Here is a 23,622-nt window from a genome sequence, read left to right as displayed (position 1 = left end):
CTGGCCGGTGCGGGCGGCGCCCCTCCGCCAGCGGCTCCGGCTCCTTCGCACAGGACGCGCGCTAGGCACACACCGGACACGTCCTCGGCATACACCGGACGCGCGCTCGGCATACACCGAGTCACGGTGGGCGGTTCGGCGCGGCCCCACCACGTGTTTTGTGCCGCCCCACCACGTGTCCTGTGCGGCCCGACGGCGCGTCCTGTGCGGCCCCACCACGCGTCCTGTGCGGGAAAGGTCAGGTGTCCTGGCCGGTGCGGGCGGCGTCGAGCGCCTGCCGCTCCTCGGGGGTGAGGACGATCTCGGAGTCCCCGCCGACGATCCCCTTGGCGTAGGTGCGGCTCTCGCCACGGGCGTGGATCGAGCTGATGACCATGCCGTCACCGGTGTCGTCGACGACGGCGGCCGAGAAGCTCATCCGGCCCCCCATGTCGCCGAAGGCGTCGTAGCGCACCACCGCCACGTGCCGCAGCGCCTGCGCGAGGTCGCCGCGGACGCCCTCGAGCTCCTGCTCCAGCGCCTCGATCCGCTCGCGCTCCGGGGTCGTGGGCGCGCCGGCCTCGACGAGCTGGGTCAGCCGCCGGTCGACGACCCGCAGCCGTCGCCAGACGACAGCCGTGACCAGCAGCGCGAGCACGGCGATCGCGCCGGCGGTCCAGGCGAGCAGCTCGGGGTCCAGGCGTGCAGCGTCCACGCGCTCAGGGTATGCCGTCGCCCACCCCGGCACCGCGACACCACCACGGTGGGCCACCGGGCCGTGCGACCATGCAGCCGGGAGGTGAGACATGGGAGACGTCGGCCGGCCCGGGCGGGATGCGGCGCACGAGCCGCTCGCCACGGGACCGGGTGCTGCGCTGCGGGCCCACGCCGCGCCGCGCTCACCGCGTGCGGCGTGGGGGCTCGTGGGAGCCGTGCTCGTCTCCTGGCTCCTCGCCGCGGTCGCCGTGGTGGCGGGCCTCGCCCCCGCGCACGCCCCCGACACCCGGCCGCTGGCGACGGGGCCGGACCCGCAGGTGGTGCTGGTGGGCATACCGGGGCTCACCTGGGACCTCGTCGACGACGACACGCCGACGCTGCAGTCGCTGGCGCGGACCGGCCGCACCGCGGCGCTGGTCGCGCGCGGGCCCGACGAGGTGACCTGCGCCGCCGACGCCTGGCTGACCGTGGGCACCGGCACCCGGACCGACCGCGACGCCCTCGGCTGCGGCCCGGACGCGACGCCGCCGTGGGGCTCTCCCGGTGCGACCGAGCCCGACCTGCACGCCCTGACCGGGCCGGTCGAGGCGGCCGGGGGGTGCGTCGCGACGTACGGCCTGACCGCGACCCCTGACGCCACCGGCCGGCCGCAGCTGGACACCGGGTCCGCGGGGCTGCTCGCCGGCCCGGCCCTCGACCCGCGGTGCCGCGTCCACCTCGTCGCCGCCACCGCCGTCCTGGAGGGGGACCGCTCGGACGTGCTGGAGGCCACCGACGCGGCCCTCTCCGACCTCGTCGCGGGGCTCCCGGACGGCACCACGCTGGTGGTGAGCGGTATGGGGCAGACCGCCGGCCGCCCCGACGCGCAGGTGCTCGTGGTCCACGGGCCGACGGGAGGCTCGCCGGACCTCCCGCCCCCGGCGCAGCTCAGCTCGGGCTCGACCCGGCAGACCGGGCTCGTGCAGCTGGTCGACCTCACCCCGACCCTCCTCTCCCTCGCGGACGTGCCGCCCGGCCCGGACGGTGCGGCCCGGCCCGGTTCACCGGTCACCGCCGTCGCGGGGGCGACGACGGACCCCGCCCGGGCCGCCGCGGACCTGGCCGACGCGGTCAGCGACGCCAAGAGGCTGGCCCCGTGGACCCTCGGGGCCCTGGCGGTGGTGCTCCTCCCGCTGCTCGGGCTCGCCGGTCTGCTCGGCAGCCGTCGCCTGCTCGTCGGCACCACCGCGACCGTCATGGCGGTGCCCGCCGCCACCTTCCTGGCCGGCCTGGTGCCGTGGTGGCGGGCCGGGCAGCCCTGGCCGGCCCTCACGGCCACCGTCCTCGCCGTCGCCGCGCTGGTCGCCGCCCTGGCGGTCACCCTCGCCCACCGGGCCGGGCCGGCGACCGGACCGGGGCACCGCAGCCCGCTGCTCCTCCCGGCCCTCGTGGCCGCCGCGACCCTCGTGGTGCTCGGCGTCGACACCGTCTGGTCCTCCCGCCTGGGGCTGGTCGGCGTCCTGGGACTGCAGCCGGTGACCGCGGGGCGCTTCTACGGCCAGGGCAACGTCGGCTTCGGGATGCTGCTGGGCGCGCTGCTCGTCGTCCTCGCCGCCGCCCTCAGCTGGCTCCCGCGTCGCGGGGCGGCCCTCGCCGTCGCGCTCCTGGGCGGTGCGTCGCTGCTGCTCGGCGCGGCCCCCGGCGCGGGCGCCGACTTCGGCAGCGTCCCCGCCACGGCGGTCGTGACCGGCCTGCTGCTGCTCGCCGCGCTGGGGGTGGGACGGACCTGGCGTTCGCTGCTCCTGGTGGCCGGGGGGTCGGCGGTCGTGGCGCTGCTGGCGATGGTGCTCGACTGGCTGCGGGGGCCCGAGCGCCGCACGCACCTGGGCGCCTTCGTGCAGTCCGCGGTGGACGGCGAGGCCCTCGAGATCGTCGCCCGCAAGCTGGAGCAGAGCCTGGGCATCCTCGTGAGCTACCCGCTGTCCTGGCTGGCGGTCGCCGCGCTCCTGGCCGTGGCCTGGGTCGTGGTCCGACGACCCGGGTGGAGCGGCCCGCTGTGGCGCGAGCCAGGGGTGATGCCGGTGGCGTCGGCGTCCCTGGCGGGGATGACGCTCGCCTGGGCCCTCAACGACTCCGGCATCGCGGCGGTCGCCCTCTGCCTGACGATGCTCCTGACGGCAGGGATCCTGCTGCTGGCCCCCGAGGGGGAGGCGCCGGGGCGCTGAGCAGCCGCTCAGGCGTCAGGACGACGGCGCGAGCGCTCCTCGTAGGCCGCCTTCGCGCGGTCCAGCAGCGGGCGGCCGTGCCGCTGCACCTGCTCGGTGACCTGGCTGGCGGTCCGCCGGGCCAGCGGCACCCCGCGGTCCCGTGCGCTCTGCGCGAGCCGGGCTCCCTGCTCGCGGGCGATCCGGCTGCCCTCGAGACCGCCCTCGCGGACCTTGTCGGGCACCCCGGAGCGCTCGGCCAGGGCCAGGGAGACGTCGGCCAGCTGCCGGGCGCGGTGGGCCTGGGAGGCCAGGTCGTTGCCGGTGGCGCGGTGCCGCACCTCGCAGGGGATCTCCAGCACCCGTCGTCCCGAGCGGATGACGTCGATGGTCAGGCCGACCTCGACGCCCCACCCCCGCGCCAGGGGCATCGCGTCGAGCAGCGCCTCGCGGGTGAGGCAGCGCTGCCCGGAGAGCGGCTGCGTCGGCTCCCAGCCGGTGAGCCGCCGGATGCCGGAGGTCGCGGTCCGCACCACCAGGCCCAGCCCGGCCGCGCCGGGCTGGGGCGGCAGGACCGCGATGGTCATGTCGGCCTGCCCGATGAGCACGGGCGTGATGATCGGCCCCAGCTCGGCGGCCGACTCCTCGAGGTCGGCGTCGACGAAGAGCACGGGCGCACCGGGCCGCAGCTCCTGCGCCCGGGCCGCGCCGGTGGCCATGGCGGCGGCCTTGCCGCGGTTGCGCTCGTGCCGGACCACCTCGACCCGGCCGGACCACTCCGCGACGTGCGCCGTCTGGTCGGTCGAGCCGTCGTCGACGACGACGACCGCACCGACCAGCGGCAGCCGCTGCAGGGCGGCGAGGGTGACGCCGATGCGCGCCTCCTCGTCCTTGGCGGGCACGACGGCGACGACGAGCTCCTGCGGGACGCCCTGCACCGGCTGCGACGTGGTCATGGGATCAGCGCAGGGTGACCTGGCGGGAGACCAGGGCGTTCCGGGCCCGCCGCTCGGGCTCGGTGAGGGGCGCGTCCTGGTCGAGGGCGGCGGCATACCTCTCCTGGAGCGCGGCCAGCGCCTCGGCGTGGTCCTCGGCGCCGCTGTCGGCGGGCACCTCCAGCACCGGCACCAGCACCCCGCAGGCCCGGAAGGCGCCGATGAGGTCGGTGCCCTCGCCCAGCGTGTGCTCGTGGGCGGCCTGCAGCCGGGCCAGCGCCTGCAGCGCGGTGTCCTCGTCCTCGGCCAGGATCCACCGGATGTAGGACCGACCCGACATGTGGCACCAGAACGCCGTGGGCACCCCCTCGACGCGGGCCATGGGGACGGCCGTCTCGTTCATCTGCTCGAGGGCGGCCGTCATCTCCTCGCTGGCGTCCTCGCCGAGCCAGAAGCCGAAGTCGTCGTGCACCTCGACGTCCAGCCGCTGGCCGTCGGCCAGGACGTCCTGGAGCCGGGGGGTGTCGGTGGTCGCGGGGCGCACGGAGTTGACCGAGGTGCCCAGCTCGCTGGCGAGCGCGGTGAGGGCGGCGGCGACGACGTCGCGGGAGGCGTCGCCGCTGCTGGTGCGGGACTGCAGCGCGACGAGGACCTCACCGCCCTCGCGGTGGATCGCCGGCATCGCGGCGGGCAGGACGGTGACCAGGGTGACCTGGTGCTGGCCCGCGGGGACCTCGCGGCCGGCGGCCGTCGTGCCCTCGGGGACGGTCAGCGTGACGGGGGCCGAGGCGGCCGGGAGGATCTCCCGCATCGCCACCCACTCGCTCTCCCCCGCGAGACCCTCGAAGGGGCGGGAGACGAAGGGCGCCGGCCGTGCCGACCCCTGCGCCTGCGTGCCGCCCGCCTGCCGCTTCTTGCGTGATGCCTTGCCCATAGCGGGCGAGTCTACGTGCGTCGTGAGAGCCTGCCTGCATGCGCGACGACGCCTCCCTGACCTGGCAGCCGGCCGAGGGCCACGGCGCGGGGGTGGTGTATGCCGTCGACGGCCCGCTGGGGCGGGTGCGCCTCGACCGGCCGCGCGCGATCAACGCGCTGGACCGGCCCAGCATCGACTCGCTGCTGCACCAGCTGCGGGCCTGGGCCGACGACGACCGCGTCCGGGCGGTCGTCCTCGACGGCGCCGGGGAGCGCGGGCTGTGCGCGGGGGGCGACGTGCGCGCGCTGCGGGAGGCCGTCCTCGCCGGCCGGGAGCAGGAGGCGCTCGACTACTGGGAGGCGGAGTACGCCGTGGACGCCCTGGTCGCGTCCTACCCCAAGCCCTACGTCGCCTGGATGGACGGGATCGTCATGGGCGGCGGCGTCGGGATCTCGGCGCACGGGTCGGTGCGGCTGGTGACCGAACGGACCCAGCTGGCCATGCCCGAGGTGGTCATCGGCTTCTTCCCCGACGTGGCCGGGCTGCACCCGCTCTCCCGCGCCCCCGGCGAGACGGGCACCCACGTGGCGCTCACCGGCGCGCCCGTGGGCGGGGCGGACGCGCTGCTGCTCGGCATGGCCGACGCCGTCGTGCCGAGCAGCGCCCAGGAGCGGGTCCTCGCCGCGCTCCGGGAGGACCCGACCCGGGACGCCGGGGCGCTGGCCGCCCTGACCTCGGCCCACGACGAGACGGCGCCGTCGCAGGCGTCCTGGCTGGCCCAGCAGCGGTCCTGGATCGACGAGTGCTACCGCGGGGACGACGCCGCAGAGATCCTGCGGCGGCTGCGCGAGCACCCCGAGCCCGCGGCCCGGGAGGCGGCCGAGCTCGTCGGCTCCCGCTCCCCCCACTCGGTGGCGGTGACCCTGGAGGCCGTGCGCCGGGCGGAGTCGATGACCGTCGAGGAGGTCCTGGCCCAGGACCTGCGGCTGGGCCCGGTCTTCGCGGCCCACCCCGACTTCGCCGAGGGCGTCCGGGCCCAGCTCGTCGACAAGGACCGCCAGCCCCGCTGGCAGCACGCCTCGCTCGCCGACGTCACCCGGGCCGAGGTGCTGGCGGCCTTCGGCACCTGAGCCGACCCGGGACGCCGGCGCCGGACCGGACGGGCGCCACCCCGCGGCGGCGACGGCATACCCAGGCCCACCGGCTATCGTCGCGCTCGTGCCGATCCTGACCGACCTGGCCCTGCTGGCCGCGACCGCCTCCGGCGACGACTCACCGCTGCGCTGGGAGGACCTGGGGCTCTCCCCCGGCATCGACCTGGGGTTCTTCACGCTGCGCTACTACGCGCTGGCCTACCTCGTCGGCATCCTGCTCGGCTACTGGCACTTCGCCAGGATGGCCAAGGCGCCGGGCAGCCCCATCACGCCGCACCAGCTCGACGACCTCATGATCGGCGTGGTCTTCGGCATCATCATCGGCGGTCGGCTCGGCTACGCCACGTTCTACAACCCCTCGCTGTGGACGTCGTGGGAGATCCTGCAGCCGTGGAACGGCGGGATGAGCTTCCACGGCGGTCTCATCGGGGTCCTCGTGGCCATGGCGTGGTTCACCTGGCGCCACCACCTCAGCCCGCTGCGGGTCACCGACTACATCGCGGTCAACGTGCCCATCGGCATGATGCTCGGCCGCATCGCCAACTTCATCAACGGCGAGCTGTGGGGCCGGCCCAGCGACGTGCCGTGGGCCATGGTCTTCCCCGGTGCCGGTGAGCAGCCCCGGCACCCCAGCCAGCTCTACGAGGCGGCCCTGGAGGGCGCCCTGCTCGTCCTCGTCCTCTTCTGGCTCTTCTGGCGCACCCGCGCGCGCTGGCGGCCGGGCCTGCTGGCCGGCGTCTTCGCCATCGGCATCGGCCTGGCGCGCTTCGTCGTGGAGTTCTTCCGCGAGCCGGACGCCCAGCTGTCGGAGTTCGCCGCGGCCACGGGCCTCAACATGGGCCAGTGGTTGACAATCCCGCTCGTCGTGGCCGGGGTCGTCCTCGTCGTCCGGGCGCTGCGGCGGCCGGAGGTCGAGGTGACCGAGCCGGTCGAGGAGCCGGCCGGCTAGCCGACGTCCTCGCCGCGACGGGCCGCGAGCGCCCGGCGGGCCTCCGCGACCTCGTCCCAGGGCACCAGCTCGGTGCCGCGCTCCATGGTCTCCTCCGGGCCCTTGCCGGCCAGCACCACGGTGTCCTCCGGCGCGGCCTCCCGCACGGCATACCTGATCGCCTCGGTGCGGTCGCCGATCGAGACGTAGTTGTCGCGGCCGGCCTCGTGCGCCCCCCGCTCCATCTCCTCGAGGATCTCCTGCAGCGGGGTGGTGCGGTAGTCCTCCTCGGTGAGCACGACGTGGTCGGCGAGCTGGGTCGCGACGCGGCCCAGCGGGGCCCGCTTGGACGGGTCGCGCGGACCGCCGGCCGAGCCGAGCACGACCCACAGGCGGCCCCGGGTGGTCACCCGCACGGTCTCCAGCGCCTTCTCCAGGCTCGGCGGGGTGTGGGCGAAGTCGACGATGACCCGCGGGTCGTCGTCCGCACGCTCCACCATCTCCATCCGCCCGGCGACCCCGCCGAAGGTGGCCAGCCCGGCGACGAGCTCGGGCAGCGGCACACCCAGGGCCGCGACGCCGGCCATCGCGGCCAGCGCGTTGGCGACGTTGAAGCGGCCGATCATCGGCAGCCGCGCCGACGCCTCCCCCTGCGGCGTGTGCACGGTGAAGGTGATGGCCTCGGCGCCCTCGATGACGTCGGTGGCGCGCCAGTCGGCCGCGCTCCCCTCGGCGGAGTAGGTCGTCACGCCGTGCCCGTCCGCGGTCGCCATCGGCACGAGCTGCTCGACCCAGGGACGATCGTCGACGTTGAGCACGCTGTGCCGCGCCCGCTGCACGAGCCGGGCCTTGTCGGCGAAGTACTGCTCCATCGTGCCGTGGAAGTCCAGGTGCTCACCGGTGAGGTTGGTCCACACGGCGACGTCGTAGTCGACCCCGCGCACCCGGTCCAGCGCCAGGGCGTGGCTCGAGCTCTCGACCACCGCGTCGGTCGCGCCGGCGTCGACCATGTCGCGCAGGATCTGCTGCACCTGCGGGGCCTCGGGGGTGGTGAAGTGCGAGGGCGGCTGGAGGAGCACGCCGTCGGGGAGCTGGTAGCCGATCGTGGAGAGCAGGCCGCTGGCCCGCCCCGCCTCCCGCAGCAGGTGCAGCGCCAGGCAGGAGGTGGTGGTCTTGCCGTCGGTGCCGGTGACGCCGACGACCCGCAGCGCGTCGCTCGGGCGCCCGGCGAGGACGGTGGCCGCGTCGGCCAGCGCCGGCCGCACCGCCTCCACGCGCAGGTAGGGCACGGGGCAGGTCGCGCCGTCGGGCAGCCCCTCGCCGATGACCGCGACCGCGCCGTCGCGCACCGCCCGGTCGATGAAGGTGTGCCCGTCGAAGCGGGCTCCCCGGATGGCGACGAAGGCGTCCCCCGGCCGGATCCAGTCCGCCTGGTGGCTCACCCCGGTGACGTCCACGTCGTCGGCCTCAGGGCCCGGGACGACACGGGCCCCCAGGGTGGCGGCGAGGTCGCTCAGCTGCATGGCGACACCCTATGTCCGGAGCGGACCGCACCCGGCGAGCCCGGGCGGGCACACGCCGGGAGGGACGCCGGCCGCCCTCGCGAACAGGGATGGGGCGAGGACGGCCGGCGTCGGGACCGCGCAGGGGAACGCGGTCGTCAGCGGCCGAGGAGACGGGAGAGCAGGCCCCCGGCGGGCTGCGCGGCACTCTCGTGCCCGTCGCACCACTGCCCCGCCGGCACCCCGCGCCGCACCTGGTCGACGTGCTGGCCGCAGCCGGCCCAGGTGGTCCTGCCGCAGGTCCTGCAGGTGACTGCTCGGCACACGGGATGCTCCTCGGTCGGTCGTCGGACGCCGTCGCGGCGTCCTGACGACCACCTTAGATACCCCCGGGGGTATGCGTCAAGCGTGCACGAGCCACACCGGCTGGTAGGTCGAGAGGTAGACCGAGCCGTCGGCCGTGAGGCTCGGCGGGTAGCCGTTGAGGGCGTCGACGGTCCGGTCCACCGACAGGCCCTGCTCGCGCACCCACCACCCGGGGACGGTGCGCGGACCGGCGGTGAGGTTGTAGAGCTGCACCATGACCCCGACCGGGTGGCGGCGCACGACGACGAAGACCGCCGCGTCCGGGGCCGCGACGACCCGCGCCCCGACGCTGGCGTGCAGGTGGGGCAGGGACGCCCGGGCCCGGGCGAGGTGCTGCATACCCCGCAGCACGCGTCCGGGGGCGGACTCGGGCGTCGCCAGGGCGGCCGCGACCTCCTCCCGGTCCAGCCGGGGCCGGTGGACCCAGCGGTTGTCGGCGGCGTGCTCGGGGACCTGGTCCCAGTCGGCGTCGCCCAGGCTGGCGATCTCGTCGCCCGACCAGATGACCGGGATGCCGCCGAAGCCGTAGACCACGGCGTAGCCGAGCAGCAGCCGGGCCACCGCCTCGTCGACCGCGTGCTCGGCCTCCGCGGCGCCCTCCTCGTCGACCGCGCCGTCCACCAGCTCCAGCGCCCGCTCGAGCCCGCTCAGGCTCGCGGCCGACCCGGAGATGCGGCGGTCGCCGGTGGCCGGGTTGTGCTGGAAGACGAGCCCGGTCGCCCCGGAGCCCGGGAACTCCCCCGAGTAGTAGTCGGACAGGAAGGTGCGGTGGCCGTGGCCGTCGACCATGACCGAGCGAGCGTCGTCGTCGTCGATGGCCCAGCCGATGTCGTCGTGGCAGCGCAGGTAGGTGATCCACGCCGTGCTGGCCGGGACGGCGGGGAAGCGCCCGAGGGCGTGGGTGGCCAGCCGAGCGTCACCGCTGGCGAGCATCGACCAGATCTGCACCATGAGGCTGTTGTGGTAGGCGAGGTCGGAGACCTTGCCGTGGTGCTGCCCCTGACCGAGGTAGTGCACGACCTCGTTGGGGCCGACGATCGCCTCGGCCTTGAAGACCAGCGCCGGCGCGGTGATCCGGGCCAGCGCCCGCAGCGCCTGGGTGAGCTGGTGCACCTCGGGCTCGTTCTGGCACTGGGTGCCCAGGCGCTTCCAGAGGAAGGCGATCGCGTCCAGCCGCAGGATCTCCACGCCCTGGTTGGCGAGGAAGAGGATGACGTCGGCCAGCTCGGCGAAGACGTCGGGGTTGTCCCAGGCGAGGTCCCACTGGTAGTCGTTGAAGGTCGTCCAGACCCACCCCTCCAGCTCGTCGTCCCAGGTGAAGTTGCCGGGTGCGAAGTCCGGGAAGACCTCGAGCAGGGTCCGCTCGTAGGCGTCGGGCACCTCCCGGTCGGGGTAGACGTGGAAGTACCGGCGGTAGTGCTCGTCGCCCTCCCGCGCGGCCCGGGCCCAGGCGTGCTCGCGGGCGACGTGGTTGAGCACGAGGTCGAGGCAGACGCTGATGCCGCGCTCGCGCAGGCTGGCGGTGAGCGCCCGCAGGTCGTCCATCGACCCCAGGTCCGCGCGCACGGAGCGGTAGTCGGCGACGGCATACCCGCCGTCGTTGGGGGCCGGGCGCGGTTGCAGCAGGGGCATGAGGTGCAGGTAGCGCACCCCGAGCCCGGTGAGGTGGTCGGCCAGCCCGGCGAGCGCCGTGAGGGTGCCCTCGTCGGTGAGCCGCTCGGCGTAGCCCGCGTAGCCCACGACGTCCGGGCGCTGGAACCAGTCCGGCTCCAGGGAACGGCGCTGGTCCAGCAGGTGCAGCTCGTCGTCGCGGTCGCGGTATGCCGTCGCCGCCAGCTCCAGCACCCGCGCCGCCACCGCGGGCGGGTCGGGGTAGGGCGCGAGCCCGGCCACGAGGTCGTCCCACCAGCGCGCCACCCGCAGGGCGAAGGTCGTGCGGCGGTGCTCGGGCAGGGGGGCGAGGACCGCCTCGGTGCGGGCGCGGGCCTCCGCGGGAAGTGCCACGGGCCAGGGGAGTTCACGTGTCACGGGTCACATCCAATCATCGGACACGCCGAACGGGCGAGAGCTCCAGGTGGGATCTCTCGCCCGCTCGACGGTGAGGTTGGGGCGTGGACCGGGGTCAGCCCTTGACGGCGCCGCTCGTCATGCCGCGGACCAGGAAGTTCTGGAGCGCGAAGAAGACGATCATCGGCAGCACCATGGAGATGAAGGCACCGGCGGTCAGCAGCTCGGCGCCCTGGCCCTGGGTGCCCAGCAGCTGCTGGAGCTTGACGATCACCGTGGTGTTGTCGTTGCTGAGGAACAGCTTGGCGATGAGCAGGTCGTTCCACACCCAGAGGAACTGCAGGGTGGCGAAGGCCGCCATCGCCGGCATGGCCATCGGCGCCACGAGCTTCCAGAAGATCTGGAAGTTGGAGCAGCCGTCGATCCGCGCCGACTCCACCACGCTGTAGGGCAGCGAGGACATGTAGTTGCGCAGCACGTAGATGCACAGCGGCATGCCGAAGCCGGTGTGGAGCAGCCACACCGCGAGGTACTGCCCCGCGATGCCCAGGCCGTTGGGGCCGAAGAGGTTGAGCAACGGCTGGAACGCCACGTGGATCGGCACCACCATCACCGCCACGATGATGATGAACAGCGTCTCCTTGAACCGGAACTGCAGGAAGGTGAACGCGTAGGCGGCGAAGGCGGCGAACATGATCGGGATGATCGTCGCCGGGACCGCCACCACGATCCCGTTGAGGAAGGCGTTGCCCATGTCGGCCTGCTCGAAGACCTGGGTGTAGTTGTCGAAGGTCCACGAGGTGCCGAACGGGTTGAAGAACGCCGACCACCAGCCGCTGTTGAGCGCGTCGTCCCGGCTGCGGAAGCTGGTCACGAGCAGACCCAGGGTCGGCAGCGTCCACAGCAGGGACAGCAGCAACATCGTCACCATCGAGACGGGGCTGCGCTGGCGCCCGTCCTTGAGCCGTCCGGCGTTCATCGCATGGCCTCCTGCTTGCGGAAGTCCCTGACCTGGTAGATCAGGATGGGGATGATCGCGACGAGCAGGACGACGATGAGGGCCGTCGCCCGACCGGCGTCGCGGTTGGTGAACATCTCCCGGAAGAACATGTTGGCGATGACATCGGTGTTGTTGCGCCCGTTGGTGAGCACGTAGACGATGTCGAAGACCTTCATCACCAGGATGAGCACCGTGATGAAGACGGTGACGATGGTGCCCCAGATCTGCGGGATGATGACCTGCCAGAAGATCTGCCACTCGGACGCGCCGTCGATCCGGGCCGCCTCCAGGGTGTCCTCGGGGACGCCCTTGATCGCCGAGCTGAGCAGCACCATGGCGAAGCCCGTCTGCAGCCAGATGAGGATGACCATGAGCAGCAGGCTGTTGAGACGGGCGGTGTCGATGTCCAGCCAGCTCGCGGGGTCCTGGCCGAACCAGTTGACCCAGATGGCGTTGAGCGCCGCGGTCTGCGGCTCACCCGGAGGACGGTAACCGTAGACGGTCGTCAGCCAGATCGCCGAGGCGGCGACGAAGCTGATGGCCATCGGCATGAAGATGAAGCTCTTCGACCACTTCTCGCTGGCCGCCGACAGCTTGTCGGCCAGCACCGCGACGACGACGCCGAGCGACACGGTGACCGCCGGCACGATGGCGATCCACAGCAGGTTGTTGAACATCGCCGACCAGAAGTCGCCGCTGCGGAACAGGCTGGTGAAGTTGGCCCAGATCGGGTCGACGTAGGCCGTGGAGTTCCGGTTGGCGAAGCTGTAGTGGATCGTCTGCACCGTGGGGAACAGCAGCATGAGCCCGATGAGGGAGAACCCGGGCAGCAGGAAGGCGTAGGGCATGACCCCGTGCTCCAGCCGCCGCGGGAGCGCCTCGATCGCCATGTTGAGGAACCAGAAGAGGACGGCGGCGCCACCGACGCCGACGACCAGCCCCAGCACACCCATGAGGATCTTGCTGTCGAAGAACCACTGCGGGTACCACGCGAACGCGAGGAACAGGTTGCCGATGAGCCAGACCGAGACGGCGATGCCGAGGACGCCGATGACGAGCTTGGCCGGCTGCAGCCCGGCGTCGGAGGGTCCGACGTTTCCTGCCCCGCCGGGGCCCTCGTCCGAGGGTGCCTGGGGTACCTCCTCCCCGACGGGAGGGGTCGATGATGTCGTGCTCACTGGTCCTCGCCCTCCTCACTCGCGTCGGCCGACTCGGGCCAGCCTTCCTCGATGTCGTCAGCGACCTCCTGCGCGGTCTTCTCGCCGCTCTGGTACTCGACCATCCCGGTCCAGAACGAGCCCGAGCCCACCTCGCGGGGCATGACGTCGGAACCGTCGTAGCGGAAGACGTCCGCGGTGTAGCCGAACTCGGCGATCTGCCGGGTCACCTCGTCGGGGTAGAGGCTCGTGTCGAAGGTGGTGTGCGGGCTGAGCCACCCACCGGCCTCCGCCCACGGCCCGCCGAACTCGTCGGACGCCAGGAACTCCATCACCGCGGCGACGTCGGTGTCGTACGTGAACGCCGCTGCGAGGTCGCCGCCGCCGAGGATGGGCTGGCCGTCGAAGCCGTCCGCCGCGGGCGGGAAGACGAAGATGCCGACCTCCTCGTCGAGGTTCTCCTGGACGTCCTCGGGGAAGAACGTGGTGGCGAAGTTGCCCTGCCGCATGAGGTAGCAGCCGGGGTCGTCGTTGAAGGCGGGGTTCATCGCCTCGGCGAACGGGGTGTTGAGGATGCCCCGGGCGCCGCCGAGGACGTTGCCCTCCTCGTTGGCGAGCTCGCCGTAGGCCTCGATCGCCTCGACGACCCGCTCGTCGTTGAACGGGATGCGGTGGTAGATCCAGTCGTCGTAGACGTCCGGGCCGTGCAGGCGGAGCATGTACTCCTCCACCCAGTCGGTGCCGACCCACCCGGTCGCCTGGTCGGACTGCCACCCGATGCACCAGGGCGGGGTGTCGGCGTCGGTCTGGATCTGGTCGGCGACCTCCTCGAGCTCCTCCAGGTTGGCCGGCTCGGTGTTCCAGCCGCCCTCCTCGTAGGGACCCTTCGGGTACCAGACGATGGACTTCACCGCCATGCGCATCGGGGCGGCGTAGACGCGCCCGTCGAAGCGGACCGAGTCCAGGAAGCCGTTGACCAGGGTGCGGTCGATCTCGTCGTAGTCGAGCATCGCGTCGATCGGCACCAGCTCCCCGCGCTCGGCGAGGTCGAGCACACCACCGGGCTGCGGGAAGAGCCCGATGTCCGGGGCGTCGCCGGCGTCGACCCGGACCTGGATGGTGTTGGTGAAGTCCTGGTCGGACGCGTAGTCGATGGTGATGCCCGACTCCTGCTCGAACTCCTCGAGGGAGGCGTTGAACAGCTCCTCCTCGGCCCCACCGAAGGCGCCCAGGATGCTCACGCTCCCGTCGCCCTCCTCGGGCTCGGCTCCCACGGCTCCCACTCCACCCCCGGACCCGGCCTCAGGGTTCTGCAGACATCCCGTCAGGGTCAGCCCGAGCGCTGCTGCGAGCGCTGGGACCGCGGCACGTCGCCACCTCGTAGTCGCCACCATTGGCTCCTCTCTCCGTCAGCGCCCACGGCCACCGCCTCACGGAACAGGGATGCATCACATGAGCAACTCTCTCGGAACCTAGCGCAGTCCCGGCGTGCTATAGGCCCCCGAGAGGTCACGCTTTGGTCACGGAACGCAGGCACCAGCGCCCCCGACCCGCCCCCGCCGGACGCTACGTCGACCGCTCCAGCCGGCGCATCGCCGCGGCCACGTGCGGCCCCAGCTCGGAGGGCGTCACCTCCCGCCCGTCGAACCTCCAGCCGATGACCCGGTCGCGCACCGGCACCCCCCGGCAGCGGGTGCAGACGAGGACCCGGGTGGGTCGACGGTGCCGCTGCACGACGTGCCCGGCCGCGCACCGGCCCTGCCAGCGGCCCGGCACCACCGGACCGTCCGCCCCCACGGCGTAGCACCGCTCCCCGGTCGCCCCCAGCGAGCGGGCACGGGCACGCCATACCGCGTCGTGGCCGTGGCCGGGACCGACGAGCGCGTGCGCGACCTCGTGCAGGACGGTCTCGCGCACCTGGCCCTCGTCGTGCGCCACCGTGATGGCCCGGCTCAACGTGATCCGCCGGTCCGTCCAGTGGCACGCCCCGGCGCGGACCTTCGCCCGGTCGAAGCCGAACCCCCAGCCCGCCAGACCGTGCTGCCTCATCAACCCCCGGGCCAGCGCCCCCGCCTCGTCGAGTTCCACGCCTACCATCCTAGAAAGCCGCACCGACAGACCAGCGGCGTTATCGTCGTGGCTGTGAACCTTGAGAAAGTCGTGTTCGGCTTCTTCGTCCTGCTGGCGGCGACCCTGAACTTCGGGTACGTCCTCGGCGACATCGACAACCCTCGGCTGCACAACGTCTACGAGCTGTACGCCGCCGTCGTGGTCAACATCATCGCGACCATCCTGAAGTTCGGGGACCGCACCCAGATCGGCGCGGTCCACCTGGCCACCTCGCTGGTCGCCAGCATCCAGCTCATCGTCGCCGCGCTCGTGTGGATCTGGGCCCGGCACGTCGACCCGGGCGGGCTGACCGGTCAGCACATGAGCAGCGTGGTCTCCATCGCGGCCGGGGCGCTGCTCGCCAACATCGTGTCCATCGTCCTGCTCGTCGTGGAGACGGTCTCCTACCGCCGCCGCTGAGCGGCGCCGCCCACGATGGCCAACCTCCTCCAGCTCCTCGGCCGCGGCAAGCCGGCGCGGCCGCGCCCGGACTCGCTGCGCCGCTACCGCGTCGACGTGCCGATGGAGCTGCCGACGACCGACGCGGTCTTCCTCGTCCTGCGCCGCATGCGCACGCCGCTGGTCGTCATCGTCAGCGTCTTCGCGATCATGACCTTCGGGCTCAGCATGATGCCGGGCACCGAGGAGAACCCCGAGCGGCTGGCCGTCTTCGACAGCTTCTACGTCATCAGCTACACCGGCCTGACCATCGGCTACGGCGAGGTGCCGCACGAGTTCAGCTACGCCCAGCGGATGTGGGTCACGGCGACCATCTACGCCTGCGTCATCGCCTGGTCCTACAGCATCGGCGCCCTGCTGTCCCTGTCGCAGGAGCAGACCTTCCGCCAGGCCATCCGGCTGCAGCGCTTCGGGCGCAAGGTGCGCGGCATCCAGAACCCCTTCGTCCTCGTCGTCGGCTACGGCCAGGCCGGCGAGGCGGTGTGCCGGGCGCTGGAGGACCAGGGCCGCGACTTCGTCGTCCTCGACGAGGACCCGGAGCGGGTCCAGCAGCTCGCCCTCGACGGCTACTCCAGCGACCACCCCGGCTTCGCCGCCAGCGGGCGGGACCCGCGCATGCTCGGTCTCGCGGGTCTGGGGCACGACCACTGCGAGGCGGTGCTCGCCCTCACCGACAGCGACGAGACCAACCTGTCGGTCGTCATGTCGGTCAACCTGCTCCGGCCCGAGCTCATGGTCATCGCGCGCTGCAGCGACCGCGAGCACGCCCAGCAGATGCACGACTTCGCCGCGGACGTCATCATCAACCCCTTCGACCGCTACGGCGCCTACCTCGTCATGGCGCTGCGCCGTCCGGCCGGGTTCCGGCTGGCGTCCTGGCTCATGAGCAAGCGCGGCTCCAACCTGCCGCACCGTCTCTCGCACCTCACCGACGGCCAGTGGGTGGTCTGCGCCGACGGCACCTTCGGCTTCGAGGTGACCCGCGACCTCGAGAGCGCCGGGCTGGACGTCATCCTCGTCGACCCCGCGGACGGCCGCCCCGACGTCTCCGACGCGGTGGGGTTCATCGCCGGGGCCGAGTCCGACATCGTCAACATGGCCAACGCCGCGCACGCGCGGATCGAGAACGACCAGCTCTTCATCGCCGTGCGCCAGAACTCCGCGGTCAACGCTGCGCCCCTGCAGGCCTTCGACGCCGACTCGGTCTTCATCCCCACCGAGCTGCTCGCCAGAGAGGCGGTCGCCCGGATCACCTCGCCGAACTACTGGAGCTTCATCGACCACGTCCTGCACGAGGACGACGAGTGGGACCGCCGGGTCATGGACGAGATCGTCGCCGTGGTGGGGGACGAGACCCCGATCTCCACCCGCCTGGACCTCGACTTCACGAGCGCCCCGGCCGTGGTGCGGTGGCTCAACGAGCACGAGCTGACGCTCGGCGACCTGGTGCGCGACCCGGACGAGCGCGACGTGCGGCTGGCCGTCTACCCCGCGGTGCTGGTGCGCGCCGGACGCCGCGTCTTCACCCCGGGCATGGACGAGAAGCTCAAGGAGGGCGACACGCTGCTGCTGCTGGGCCGCGAGCTCGACCTGGCGGTGGTCCGCTCCACGGTCTTCCACGACTCGGCCGTCGAGTACGTCGCCACCGGCCGCGAGGTCGCCACGGCCTGGGTCTTCCGCCAGCTGCAGAAGGTCACCGGCCGGGAGAGGGCCACGGCCTCGCGCGGGCCCGTCCCCCCGCCCGACGAGGGCTGAGGCCAAGAGACGTCGAGACGTCGAGACGTCCCGAGGGTCAGCGGCTGCGGACCTCGACGATGTGCCCCACGACCTGGGGGACCCACGCGCGTTCGCGCCGCATCCAGCGGACGGCGACGAGGTTGGAGGGGACGACGACGAAGTCGCCCGCGGCGACCGCGAGGTCGGTGCCGAAGACGTCGGTGACCACCTCCCAGGCCAGGTCGGTGTGCCGGTGCAGGTGCTCCCCGACGGCGACGGCATACCGCTCCACGACCTCGTCGTGGTGCCCGTCGGCGCCCCGGGTCGCGAGCCAGGCGGCCAGCGCCCGGTCCAGCCCGGCGCTGATGGACGCCAGGTCGTCGACGTCCACGCCGTCCGCCGCCACCGCGGCCAGTCCGGCGTCGATCCGGGTCCGCTCCGCCTCGCCGATCTTGCGCGACTCGGGGGTGAGCGGCAGCTCGCCGACGGAGCCCTCGCCGGGGTCGGGCAGGGCCCGCACCCGGGGCTCGTCGTCGGTCGGCCGGGACCGGCCGAGCAGGTTCCGGACCTTGTCGAGCCCGGCCGACACACGGCCCGCACGATCGTTCATCCGGGAAGCGTAGCGCCCGGGCGTAGGATGCGCGGGGACCACGAGGATGCGGGGACACCGGTTCGATGCGCGCAGATATCCAGGCCCTCCGGGCGGTCGCCGTCGCGCTGGTGCTGCTGTGGCACGCGGGGCTCCCGGGGCTCACCGGAGGGTATGTCGGGGTCGACGTCTTCCTCGTCGTCTCGGGGTTCCTCATGACCCGGATCCTGCTGGCCGAGGTCACCGAGCGAGGTCGCCTCGACCTCCCCCGGTTCTGGCTCCGCCGGGCCCGGCGGCTGCTGCCGGCAGCGGCGGTGGCGCTCCTCGGAGTGGCGCTGCTCACCGTCACCCTGCTCCCCAGCACCCGGTGGCGGGACATCGCCGGCGACCTCGCGGCGAGCACGGTCTACGTCGTCAACTGGCGGCTGGCCGCCCGCTCCGTCGACTACCTGGCGGCGGACTCGGCCCCGTCACCGCTGCAGCACTTCTGGTCCCTCGCCGTGGAGGAGCAGTTCTACCTGGTATGGCCGGTGGTGCTCGCCCTCGCGGTGGCGGCGCCGGTCCGGCTCGGCCGGGGGTCGGCGACCGCCCGCGTGGCGACGGTCGCCGGCGTCGCCGGCGCGCTCTCGCTGGCCTGGTCCGCCTGGCTGTCGCAGGCCGACCCCGGCCGCGCCTACTTCGTCACGACCACCCGGGTCTGGGAGCTCGCGCTCGGCGCCGTCCTCGGCGCTCTCTGGCCCTGGTGGGCCGCCCGGCGTCCGGGTCCCTCGGCCGCGGCTGCGCTCGTGCTCCTGGGTCTGGGCGCCGTGCTCGCCTCGGCGGTCCTCCTCGACGCGACGACGGCGTTCCCCGGCACCGCGGCGCTGGCACCGACGCTGGGGACCGTGGCCGTGCTCCTCGGCGGACCGTTCGTCCGGGCCGGTGGCGTGGTCGACCGGGGTCTGGGCCTGCGACCGGCCCGGTGGCTCGGCGACGTGTCCTACTCGCTCTACCTCTGGCACTGGCCGCTGCTCGTCGCTGCCGGCGCCCTGCTCGGCGCCGAGACCCTCCCGTGGGGCGTCAACCTGCTCGTCCTCGCGCTCACGCTCCCGGTCGCCTGGCTGTCCTACCGCTTCGTCGAGACGCCGTTCCGTGGGCGGATCCCGCCCGCGCCGGTGCGGCAGACCTCCCGGGCACTCGGCCGTACCGTCACGGGGTATGCCGTCGCCGGCGCCGCGGGGGTCGGCGCCGTGCTCGTGGCGACGGCCACGACGACGCCGGGCGGGGTCCTGTCCACCGTCCCGGCCCAGGCGCAGCAGCTGCAGCCGGCGCCCGCCTCCGCCCGCGAGGACGTCTACACCCCCTTCTACGACGGGTGCGCGAACCTGGGCGGCGCAGGCTCGGCGACGGTCTGCGTGGACGGCGACGTCGAGAGCGACACCCGGGTGGTCCTGGTGGGCGACTCGCACGCGGTGATGTGGATGCCGGCGCTCGCGGAGGCCGGGAGGCAGCGAGGGTGGCGCGTGGAGCTGGTGGCGAGGACGTCGTGCCCCGCGGCGGACGTCGTCCCCATGGCCGGGTCGGACCCCCGCGAGGACTGCCGCTCCTGGCTGCACGAGGTCACGCGGTCGGTCGTCGCCGACCCCCCCGCCGCCGTCGTCACGGCCCAGGTGCCCATACCCCGGCTGTGGGTCGACGGGGAGGTGGTCCGCTCCGAGGACGGTCACGCGCTCATGGCCGGCGGCATGGCCCGCGCCTGGCAGGCGCTGGGCGCCTCGGGGGCACCCGTCGCGACGATCGCCCCCACGCCCCGCTTCGAGCAGGACCCGCCGGAGTGCGTCGCCGCGCACCTCGAGGACCTCACGGCGTGCGGGTGGCCGCTCGGGCCCTCGCAGGACCTGACCGCCCCACCGGTACGGCTGGCGCTGGAGCAGGCCCCGCAGGTGGGGCTGCTCGACCTCACCGAGGAGCTCTGCCCGGACGCCTGGTGCCCCGCGGTGGACGGCAGCACCCTGGTGTGGGCCGACGGCAACCACCTCAGCGGCACCCGGTCGCGGGAGCTCGCCGCCCCCCTCGGCGATGCCCTCGCCGAGGTCCTCGACCGGCGCGGGTGAGCGGCGACCCATTGGTCACGACAGGCCGCGCGCCCCTATGGTCGGGGTATGCCTGCACAGACCGAGTCCGTCTGGGACTACCCGCGACCTCCGGCGGTGGACACCTCCGGAGGGGAGCACGTCGTCATCCGGGTGGGCGGGCAGACGATCGCCGAGACCGTGGCGGCGATCCGGGTGCTGGAGACCTCGCACCCGCCGACCTACTACCTCCCGCTCGGGGCCTTCGTCACGGGGGTCCTGCAGCCGGCCCGCGACAACCGCCGCACGACCTGCGAGTTCAAGGGCTCGGCGACCTACTTCGACCTCGTCGCGGGCGACACCCGGTTGAGCCGGGCGGCCTGGACCTACCCGGACCCGACCCCGGCCTTCCGCGAGATCGCCGACTACGCGGCCGTCATGCCCAGCGCCATCGACGGGGCGAGCGACCCGGAGGACGGCTGCTACGTCGACGGCGAGCGGGTGCAGCCGCAGGAGGGCGGCTTCTACGGCGGGTGGATCACCTCCCGGGTGCGGGGCCCCTTCAAGGGCGCGCCGGGCACGCACGGCTGGTAGCCCGCACCGGGCTCGGCCGACCCGGTCGCGCCGCGGCGGGACGGGTGAGGCAGGGTGGATCCTCGCACGTGACGCGGCTGGGGGCCTCGATGCGCGCGGTTCGCGCCGTCCATGTCGGACGGCGACCATCCACCAAGGAGGAATGATCTGATGCGACGTGCCCTGACCATGGCCACCGTGATGAGCCTGGCGGTCCTCACCGCCGCCTGCTCGGCCGAGGACGAGGACGCGGGCACCACCCCTGAGAGCTCATCCCAGCAGGAGAGCACCCAGGAGCAGGACGACGCGCAGCAGTCGGAGGAGGGCATGGCGGTCGCGGACGACCCCGCCTGCCAGGGCTTCTTCGCCGGCCAGGGGACCCCGCTCAGCGAGCGCGCGGCCACCCAGCGCGACGTCGTGAGCTCCGGGGACGACCTCGACCCCGTCGGCTTCTCCGAGGTGACCCTGCTCTCCGGCCGTCTCATGACGCTGGCCGAGGAGGCAGAGGGGGACCACGCGGCCCTGCTGGAGCGCATCAACGCGCCCTTCGAGGAGGTCAACGACGCCGTCGTCGAGGAGGGGACCCGCACCGAGGACGTCATCGCGATCCCCGACGTCGACGTGTCCGACTCCGAGGCGGCCCAGTCCGAGCTCGAGGAGGCCTGCGCGGCCTGACCCCGGACCCCCGGGTATGCCGGTGGCCCGGACCCCACCCCGTCGCGCGAGCGAGGGGGTCGGGGTCCGGGCCACCGTGCGTCGCGTCAGCCGATCGACAGGGTCTGGCCCGCGATGATGAGGTCCGGGTCGTCCAGGTCGTTGGCCGCCGCCAGCGCGTGGACGTCGGTGCCGTGCTCGGCCGCGATCTGCGCCAGCGTGTCGCCGGGCTGGACGGTGTAGCTGCCCGCGGCGGTGTCGGCGCCGTGCGCCGGGACGAGCATGACGTCGCCGGTGAAGATCAGTGCGCCGCCGTGGGCGAGGTCGTTGATGCCGACCAGGTCCGCGACCGTGGTGCCGTGCTGGTGCGCGATCTTCGCGGTGGTCTCGCCGCCGGCGATGACGTGCTCGGCGAGCTCGGTCGCCGGCGCCTGCTGCGGGGCGGCCTCCTGGGCCGGCTGCTGCGGGGCGGCCTCCTGGGCCGGCTGCGGCTGCGCGGGCTCGGGCTGCGCCGGCTGCTGGGGCTCGGCCGGGGCCGGCTCCGCGGGCTGCGCGGGCTCGGACGGCGCGGGCTCGGCCGGGGCGGGACCGCCCGCGGTCAGGCCGGCCTCCACGCTGCACACCGGCCAGGCACCGGGGCCCTGGCCCGCCAGGACGTTCTCGGCGATGGCGATCTGCTGCTCCCGCGAGGCGAGGTCGGCGCGCTGCGCGTACTGCGTGCCGCCGAAGCCCTCCCAGGTGCTCTGGGCGAACTGCAGCCCGCCGTAGTAGCCGTTGCCGGTGTTGATGCTCCAGTTGCCGCCGGACTCGCACTGGGCGACGGCGTCCCAGGTCTCGCCGCTGGCGGCCTGGGCAGACCCGGCGGACACGACGCCGGTCAGGGCGGTGAGGCCGGTCGCGAGGGCGAGCGCCCCGAGACGGGGCTTGCGGATGGCACGGTGCTTCATGGTGGAACCTCAGGGGGGTCGAGTACAGGGAAGCGGCCGCAGGCTCCCCCACGACCGTCTCCACCGTGACGGCGAAGTCTGGACGTGGCGCCCACCTCGCGGTCAGACTCCGGTCAGGAACCGGCGGAGCACCCCGCTGACCAGCGTCGACGGGTCAGCACGTGAGACTGCTCACGTCCCCGTGCCCCTGGCGTCGAGGACGTCCAGGTCGCGCGTCGCGAACCGCAGGTGCTCCCACTCCTCCTCGAGGATCGTCCGCAGGCAGGAGAGCGTCGACTCGCGGTATGCCGGCGCCCACGGGTTGTTCCGCGGCACCTCGAGGTCACCCGCCGTGACGGTGGCGAGGTGGTCGCGGACCATTGCCACCCGCTCGGCGCGGACCTGCAGCACCCGCTCCCAGCTCGGGTCGGTCTCGTGGAAGACCGCGGGGTCGTGCCCGTCCAGGGCGTACTCGTCGTTCGGCTGACCCAGGGCGTGGTAGGGGTCGGGCAGGTCGAGCACCGCCCTGCCCAGCCAGGTGTCGGTCGCCATGACGAGGTGGCGCAGCGTCTGCGCGAAGCTCCACTCCCCGGCGACGGAGATGTCGACGGTCCCGGGCTGCATACCCTCGGCGCGCGAGACGGCTGCCGCCCAGGCGACCTCCAGTGCGGCCCACGCCTCCCGCAGCCCCTCCGGGTCCCGGGCCCGGCGCAGCGCCCGGCCGGGGAAGCGCCGGTCGAGCTCGGCGTCGACGAGGGGCGCGACGTCCACCCCGTTCACCTGCAGCGTCCCGTCGCCCTCCAGCAGCCACGGCGCGTCGATCTCGGCCCCGTCCACGTCGACGCCGCGCAGGACGGCACCGGTCAGCGAGCACCCCACGAAGCGCGCGCCGCTCAGGTCCTCCCCCCGGAACTCGCGCGGGGCGGGCGGCTCCTCCGGCGCCGGGGTCGCCCCGCGGTCCTCCTCGTCCCTCCGCTGGCCGCGGCCTCCACCGTCGACCGCGGGCAGGTGCCGCCAGACCCCCTCGGAGACGACCGTGACCTCCCCGTCGACCACCTGGACGGCGCTCTGGTCGTCGAGCGCGTAGGCGGGCACCCCCAGCGGTGCCAGCCACCGGTCCGCGCCCTCCAGGGGGTTCATCCCGACGTGCGGGTAGATCGAGAAGTCCACGACACCGAGCGTCTCGTCGCTCCAGCCCTCGGGGCGCCAGGTGACGAACGGCTCACCGATCCGGGGGGTCAGCACCATGCTGCCGGCGCTCAGCCCGACCCACACGGTGTCCGTCAGCGCCGGCAGCAGGTCGGCGAGCCCGGACTCGCGCATCCAGTGGGCGAGGTAGGTCGCGTCGCCGCCGTCGACCAGCAGCGCGTCCGCCTGCTCGACCCAGGGCACCCAGCGCTCGCGGGGCACGCTGGGCAGCGCGGTGAGCTCGAGGACGCCGAGGGAGGCCCAGCCCAGGCCGCACATCGCGCCCGACGCACCGGTGAGGAAGCGCCAGGCGTTCCCGGGGTCGCACATCGTGTGGCCGTAGGTCGCGGTCGGGATGGCCAGGGCCGTCGACGCGGCGACGGGCTTGCCCAGGAGCGAGACGAGGGCCTGCTCGATGCTGGGGTTGGTGACCCCGCCCGAGGTGAGCAGGAGCTTCATACCGGTCCCTTCGCCGTGCCGCCCGAGGATGCCGCTCGGCGCCGGTCGGTCCGA

The 23,622-nt window shown here is 73.6% G+C and carries 20 protein-coding genes and 1 pseudogene; 8 read left to right on the top strand and 13 right to left on the bottom strand.

The features are described from left to right. Window positions 1-238: 238 nt before the first annotated feature. On the bottom strand, window positions 239-694 hold the full coding sequence (locus FHD63_RS01035) for a DUF4446 family protein (RefSeq protein WP_139719392.1): 456 nt from the start codon (window positions 692-694) through the stop codon (window positions 239-241). 91 nt (window positions 695-785) lie between these two features. Here FHD63_RS01035 and FHD63_RS01030 point away from each other — a divergent pair, with 91 nt between their 5' ends. Next, complete coding sequence (locus tag FHD63_RS01030; protein WP_139719390.1) at window positions 786-2,900, top strand: hypothetical protein; 2,115 nt, start codon at window positions 786-788, stop codon at window positions 2,898-2,900. 8 nt (window positions 2,901-2,908) lie between these two features. On the opposite strand, the gene FHD63_RS01025 is transcribed toward FHD63_RS01030, so the two are convergent. Together FHD63_RS01025 and FHD63_RS01020 are read right to left on the bottom strand one after the other, a co-directional pair. Continuing rightward, complete coding sequence (locus tag FHD63_RS01025) at window positions 2,909-3,835, bottom strand: glycosyltransferase (RefSeq protein ID WP_139719388.1); 927 nt, start codon at window positions 3,833-3,835, stop codon at window positions 2,909-2,911. A gap of 4 nt (window positions 3,836-3,839) precedes the next feature. Then, window positions 3,840-4,748, bottom strand: coding sequence for a DUF5926 family protein (locus FHD63_RS01020; protein WP_139719386.1), 909 nt, complete (start codon window positions 4,746-4,748; stop codon window positions 3,840-3,842). 38 nt (window positions 4,749-4,786) lie between these two features. On the opposite strand from FHD63_RS01020, the gene FHD63_RS01015 reads away from it, so the two are divergent. Further along, the gene (locus FHD63_RS01015) at window positions 4,787-5,860 is read left to right on the top strand and encodes an enoyl-CoA hydratase/isomerase family protein (RefSeq protein ID WP_139719384.1); all 1,074 of its coding nucleotides are present in this window, start codon (window positions 4,787-4,789) and stop codon (window positions 5,858-5,860) included. An 88-nt stretch (window positions 5,861-5,948) separates the two neighbouring features. Continuing rightward, window positions 5,949-6,833 carry a prolipoprotein diacylglyceryl transferase gene (gene lgt / locus FHD63_RS01010; RefSeq protein WP_139719383.1) on the top strand — a complete coding sequence of 295 codons (885 nt, stop codon included), beginning with the start codon at window positions 5,949-5,951 and terminating at the stop codon, window positions 6,831-6,833. Here lgt and FHD63_RS01005 read toward each other — a convergent pair. From FHD63_RS01005 to FHD63_RS00980, 6 genes are all read right to left on the bottom strand, one after another. After that, window positions 6,830-8,335 carry a UDP-N-acetylmuramoyl-L-alanyl-D-glutamate--2,6-diaminopimelate ligase gene (locus FHD63_RS01005; RefSeq protein ID WP_139719381.1) on the bottom strand — a complete coding sequence of 502 codons (1,506 nt, stop codon included), beginning with the start codon at window positions 8,333-8,335 and terminating at the stop codon, window positions 6,830-6,832. The two genes, lgt and FHD63_RS01005, sit on opposite strands and share 4 nt — an antisense overlap. Window positions 8,336-8,716: 381 nt before the next feature. Next, a complete protein-coding gene (locus FHD63_RS01000; RefSeq protein WP_139719379.1) occupies window positions 8,717-10,684 on the bottom strand; it encodes an alpha-amylase family protein in 1,968 nt (655 codons plus the stop codon). A gap of 118 nt (window positions 10,685-10,802) precedes the next feature. Further along, on the bottom strand, window positions 10,803-11,666 hold the full coding sequence (locus FHD63_RS00995) for a carbohydrate ABC transporter permease (protein ID WP_139719377.1): 864 nt from the start codon (window positions 11,664-11,666) through the stop codon (window positions 10,803-10,805). Further along, window positions 11,663-12,865: a carbohydrate ABC transporter permease gene (locus tag FHD63_RS00990; protein ID WP_139719375.1), complete on the bottom strand. Its 1,203-nt coding sequence runs from the start codon at window positions 12,863-12,865 to the stop codon at window positions 11,663-11,665. The genes FHD63_RS00995 and FHD63_RS00990 overlap by 4 nt, the downstream gene beginning before the upstream one ends. After that, on the bottom strand, window positions 12,862-14,118 hold the full coding sequence (locus tag FHD63_RS00985; protein ID WP_338056416.1) for an ABC transporter substrate-binding protein: 1,257 nt from the start codon (window positions 14,116-14,118) through the stop codon (window positions 12,862-12,864). The genes FHD63_RS00990 and FHD63_RS00985 overlap by 4 nt, the downstream gene beginning before the upstream one ends. Before the next feature lie 292 nt (window positions 14,119-14,410). Further along, window positions 14,411-14,941 carry a SprT-like domain-containing protein gene (locus tag FHD63_RS00980; protein WP_238705717.1) on the bottom strand — a complete coding sequence of 177 codons (531 nt, stop codon included), beginning with the start codon at window positions 14,939-14,941 and terminating at the stop codon, window positions 14,411-14,413. Window positions 14,942-14,986: 45 nt separating this feature from the next. Between FHD63_RS00980 and FHD63_RS00975 the strand changes: the two genes are divergently transcribed. Beyond that, window positions 14,987-15,373, top strand: a complete 387-nt coding sequence (locus tag FHD63_RS00975; protein ID WP_139719370.1) for a DUF6394 family protein — start codon at window positions 14,987-14,989, stop codon at window positions 15,371-15,373. 15 nt (window positions 15,374-15,388) lie between these two features. Continuing rightward, window positions 15,389-17,167 carry a potassium channel protein gene (locus FHD63_RS00970; RefSeq protein WP_139719368.1) on the top strand — a complete coding sequence of 593 codons (1,779 nt, stop codon included), beginning with the start codon at window positions 15,389-15,391 and terminating at the stop codon, window positions 17,165-17,167. 37 nt (window positions 17,168-17,204) lie between these two features. Here FHD63_RS00970 and FHD63_RS00965 read toward each other — a convergent pair whose 3' ends face one another. Then, on the bottom strand, window positions 17,205-17,738 hold the full coding sequence (locus tag FHD63_RS00965) for a DUF3806 domain-containing protein (protein WP_139719366.1): 534 nt from the start codon (window positions 17,736-17,738) through the stop codon (window positions 17,205-17,207). A gap of 65 nt (window positions 17,739-17,803) precedes the next feature. Between FHD63_RS00965 and FHD63_RS00960 the strand changes: the two genes are divergently transcribed. The 3 genes from FHD63_RS00960 (at window position 17,804) to FHD63_RS00950 (ending at window position 21,016) form a co-directional block, all read left to right on the top strand. After that, complete coding sequence (locus FHD63_RS00960) at window positions 17,804-19,810, top strand: acyltransferase family protein (RefSeq protein ID WP_139719364.1); 2,007 nt, start codon at window positions 17,804-17,806, stop codon at window positions 19,808-19,810. Window positions 19,811-19,858: 48 nt separating this feature from the next. Further along, window positions 19,859-20,362 (top strand): DUF427 domain-containing protein, encoded by a 504-nt coding sequence (locus FHD63_RS00955; RefSeq protein WP_139719363.1) that lies wholly within the window; start codon window positions 19,859-19,861, stop codon window positions 20,360-20,362. Window positions 20,363-20,512: 150 nt separating this feature from the next. Then, window positions 20,513-21,016, top strand: coding sequence for a hypothetical protein (locus FHD63_RS00950; protein ID WP_139719361.1), 504 nt, complete (start codon window positions 20,513-20,515; stop codon window positions 21,014-21,016). 86 nt (window positions 21,017-21,102) lie between these two features. On the opposite strand, the gene FHD63_RS16835 is transcribed toward FHD63_RS00950, so the two are convergent. From FHD63_RS16835 to FHD63_RS16125, 3 genes and pseudogenes are all read right to left on the bottom strand, one after another. Continuing rightward, the gene (locus FHD63_RS16835) at window positions 21,103-21,942 is read right to left on the bottom strand and encodes a LysM peptidoglycan-binding domain-containing protein (RefSeq protein ID WP_139719360.1); all 840 of its coding nucleotides are present in this window, start codon (window positions 21,940-21,942) and stop codon (window positions 21,103-21,105) included. Between the two features lie 171 nt (window positions 21,943-22,113). Then, on the bottom strand, window positions 22,114-22,818 hold the full coding sequence (locus tag FHD63_RS00940) for a DinB family protein (protein ID WP_275100659.1): 705 nt from the start codon (window positions 22,816-22,818) through the stop codon (window positions 22,114-22,116). Window positions 22,819-22,920: 102 nt separating this feature from the next. Beyond that, window positions 22,921-23,568, bottom strand: a pseudogene (locus tag FHD63_RS16125) (Type 1 glutamine amidotransferase-like domain-containing protein); the annotation flags it as partial. Window positions 23,569-23,622 lie beyond the last annotated feature (54 nt).

This window comes from Serinicoccus chungangensis (assembly GCF_006337125.1).
In the GTDB taxonomy this organism is placed as follows: Bacteria; Actinomycetota; Actinomycetes; order Actinomycetales; family Dermatophilaceae; genus Ornithinicoccus; species Ornithinicoccus chungangensis.
Note: the sequence above shows the minus strand (reverse complement) of the source record. Positions and strands in the feature narration are given on the sequence as shown.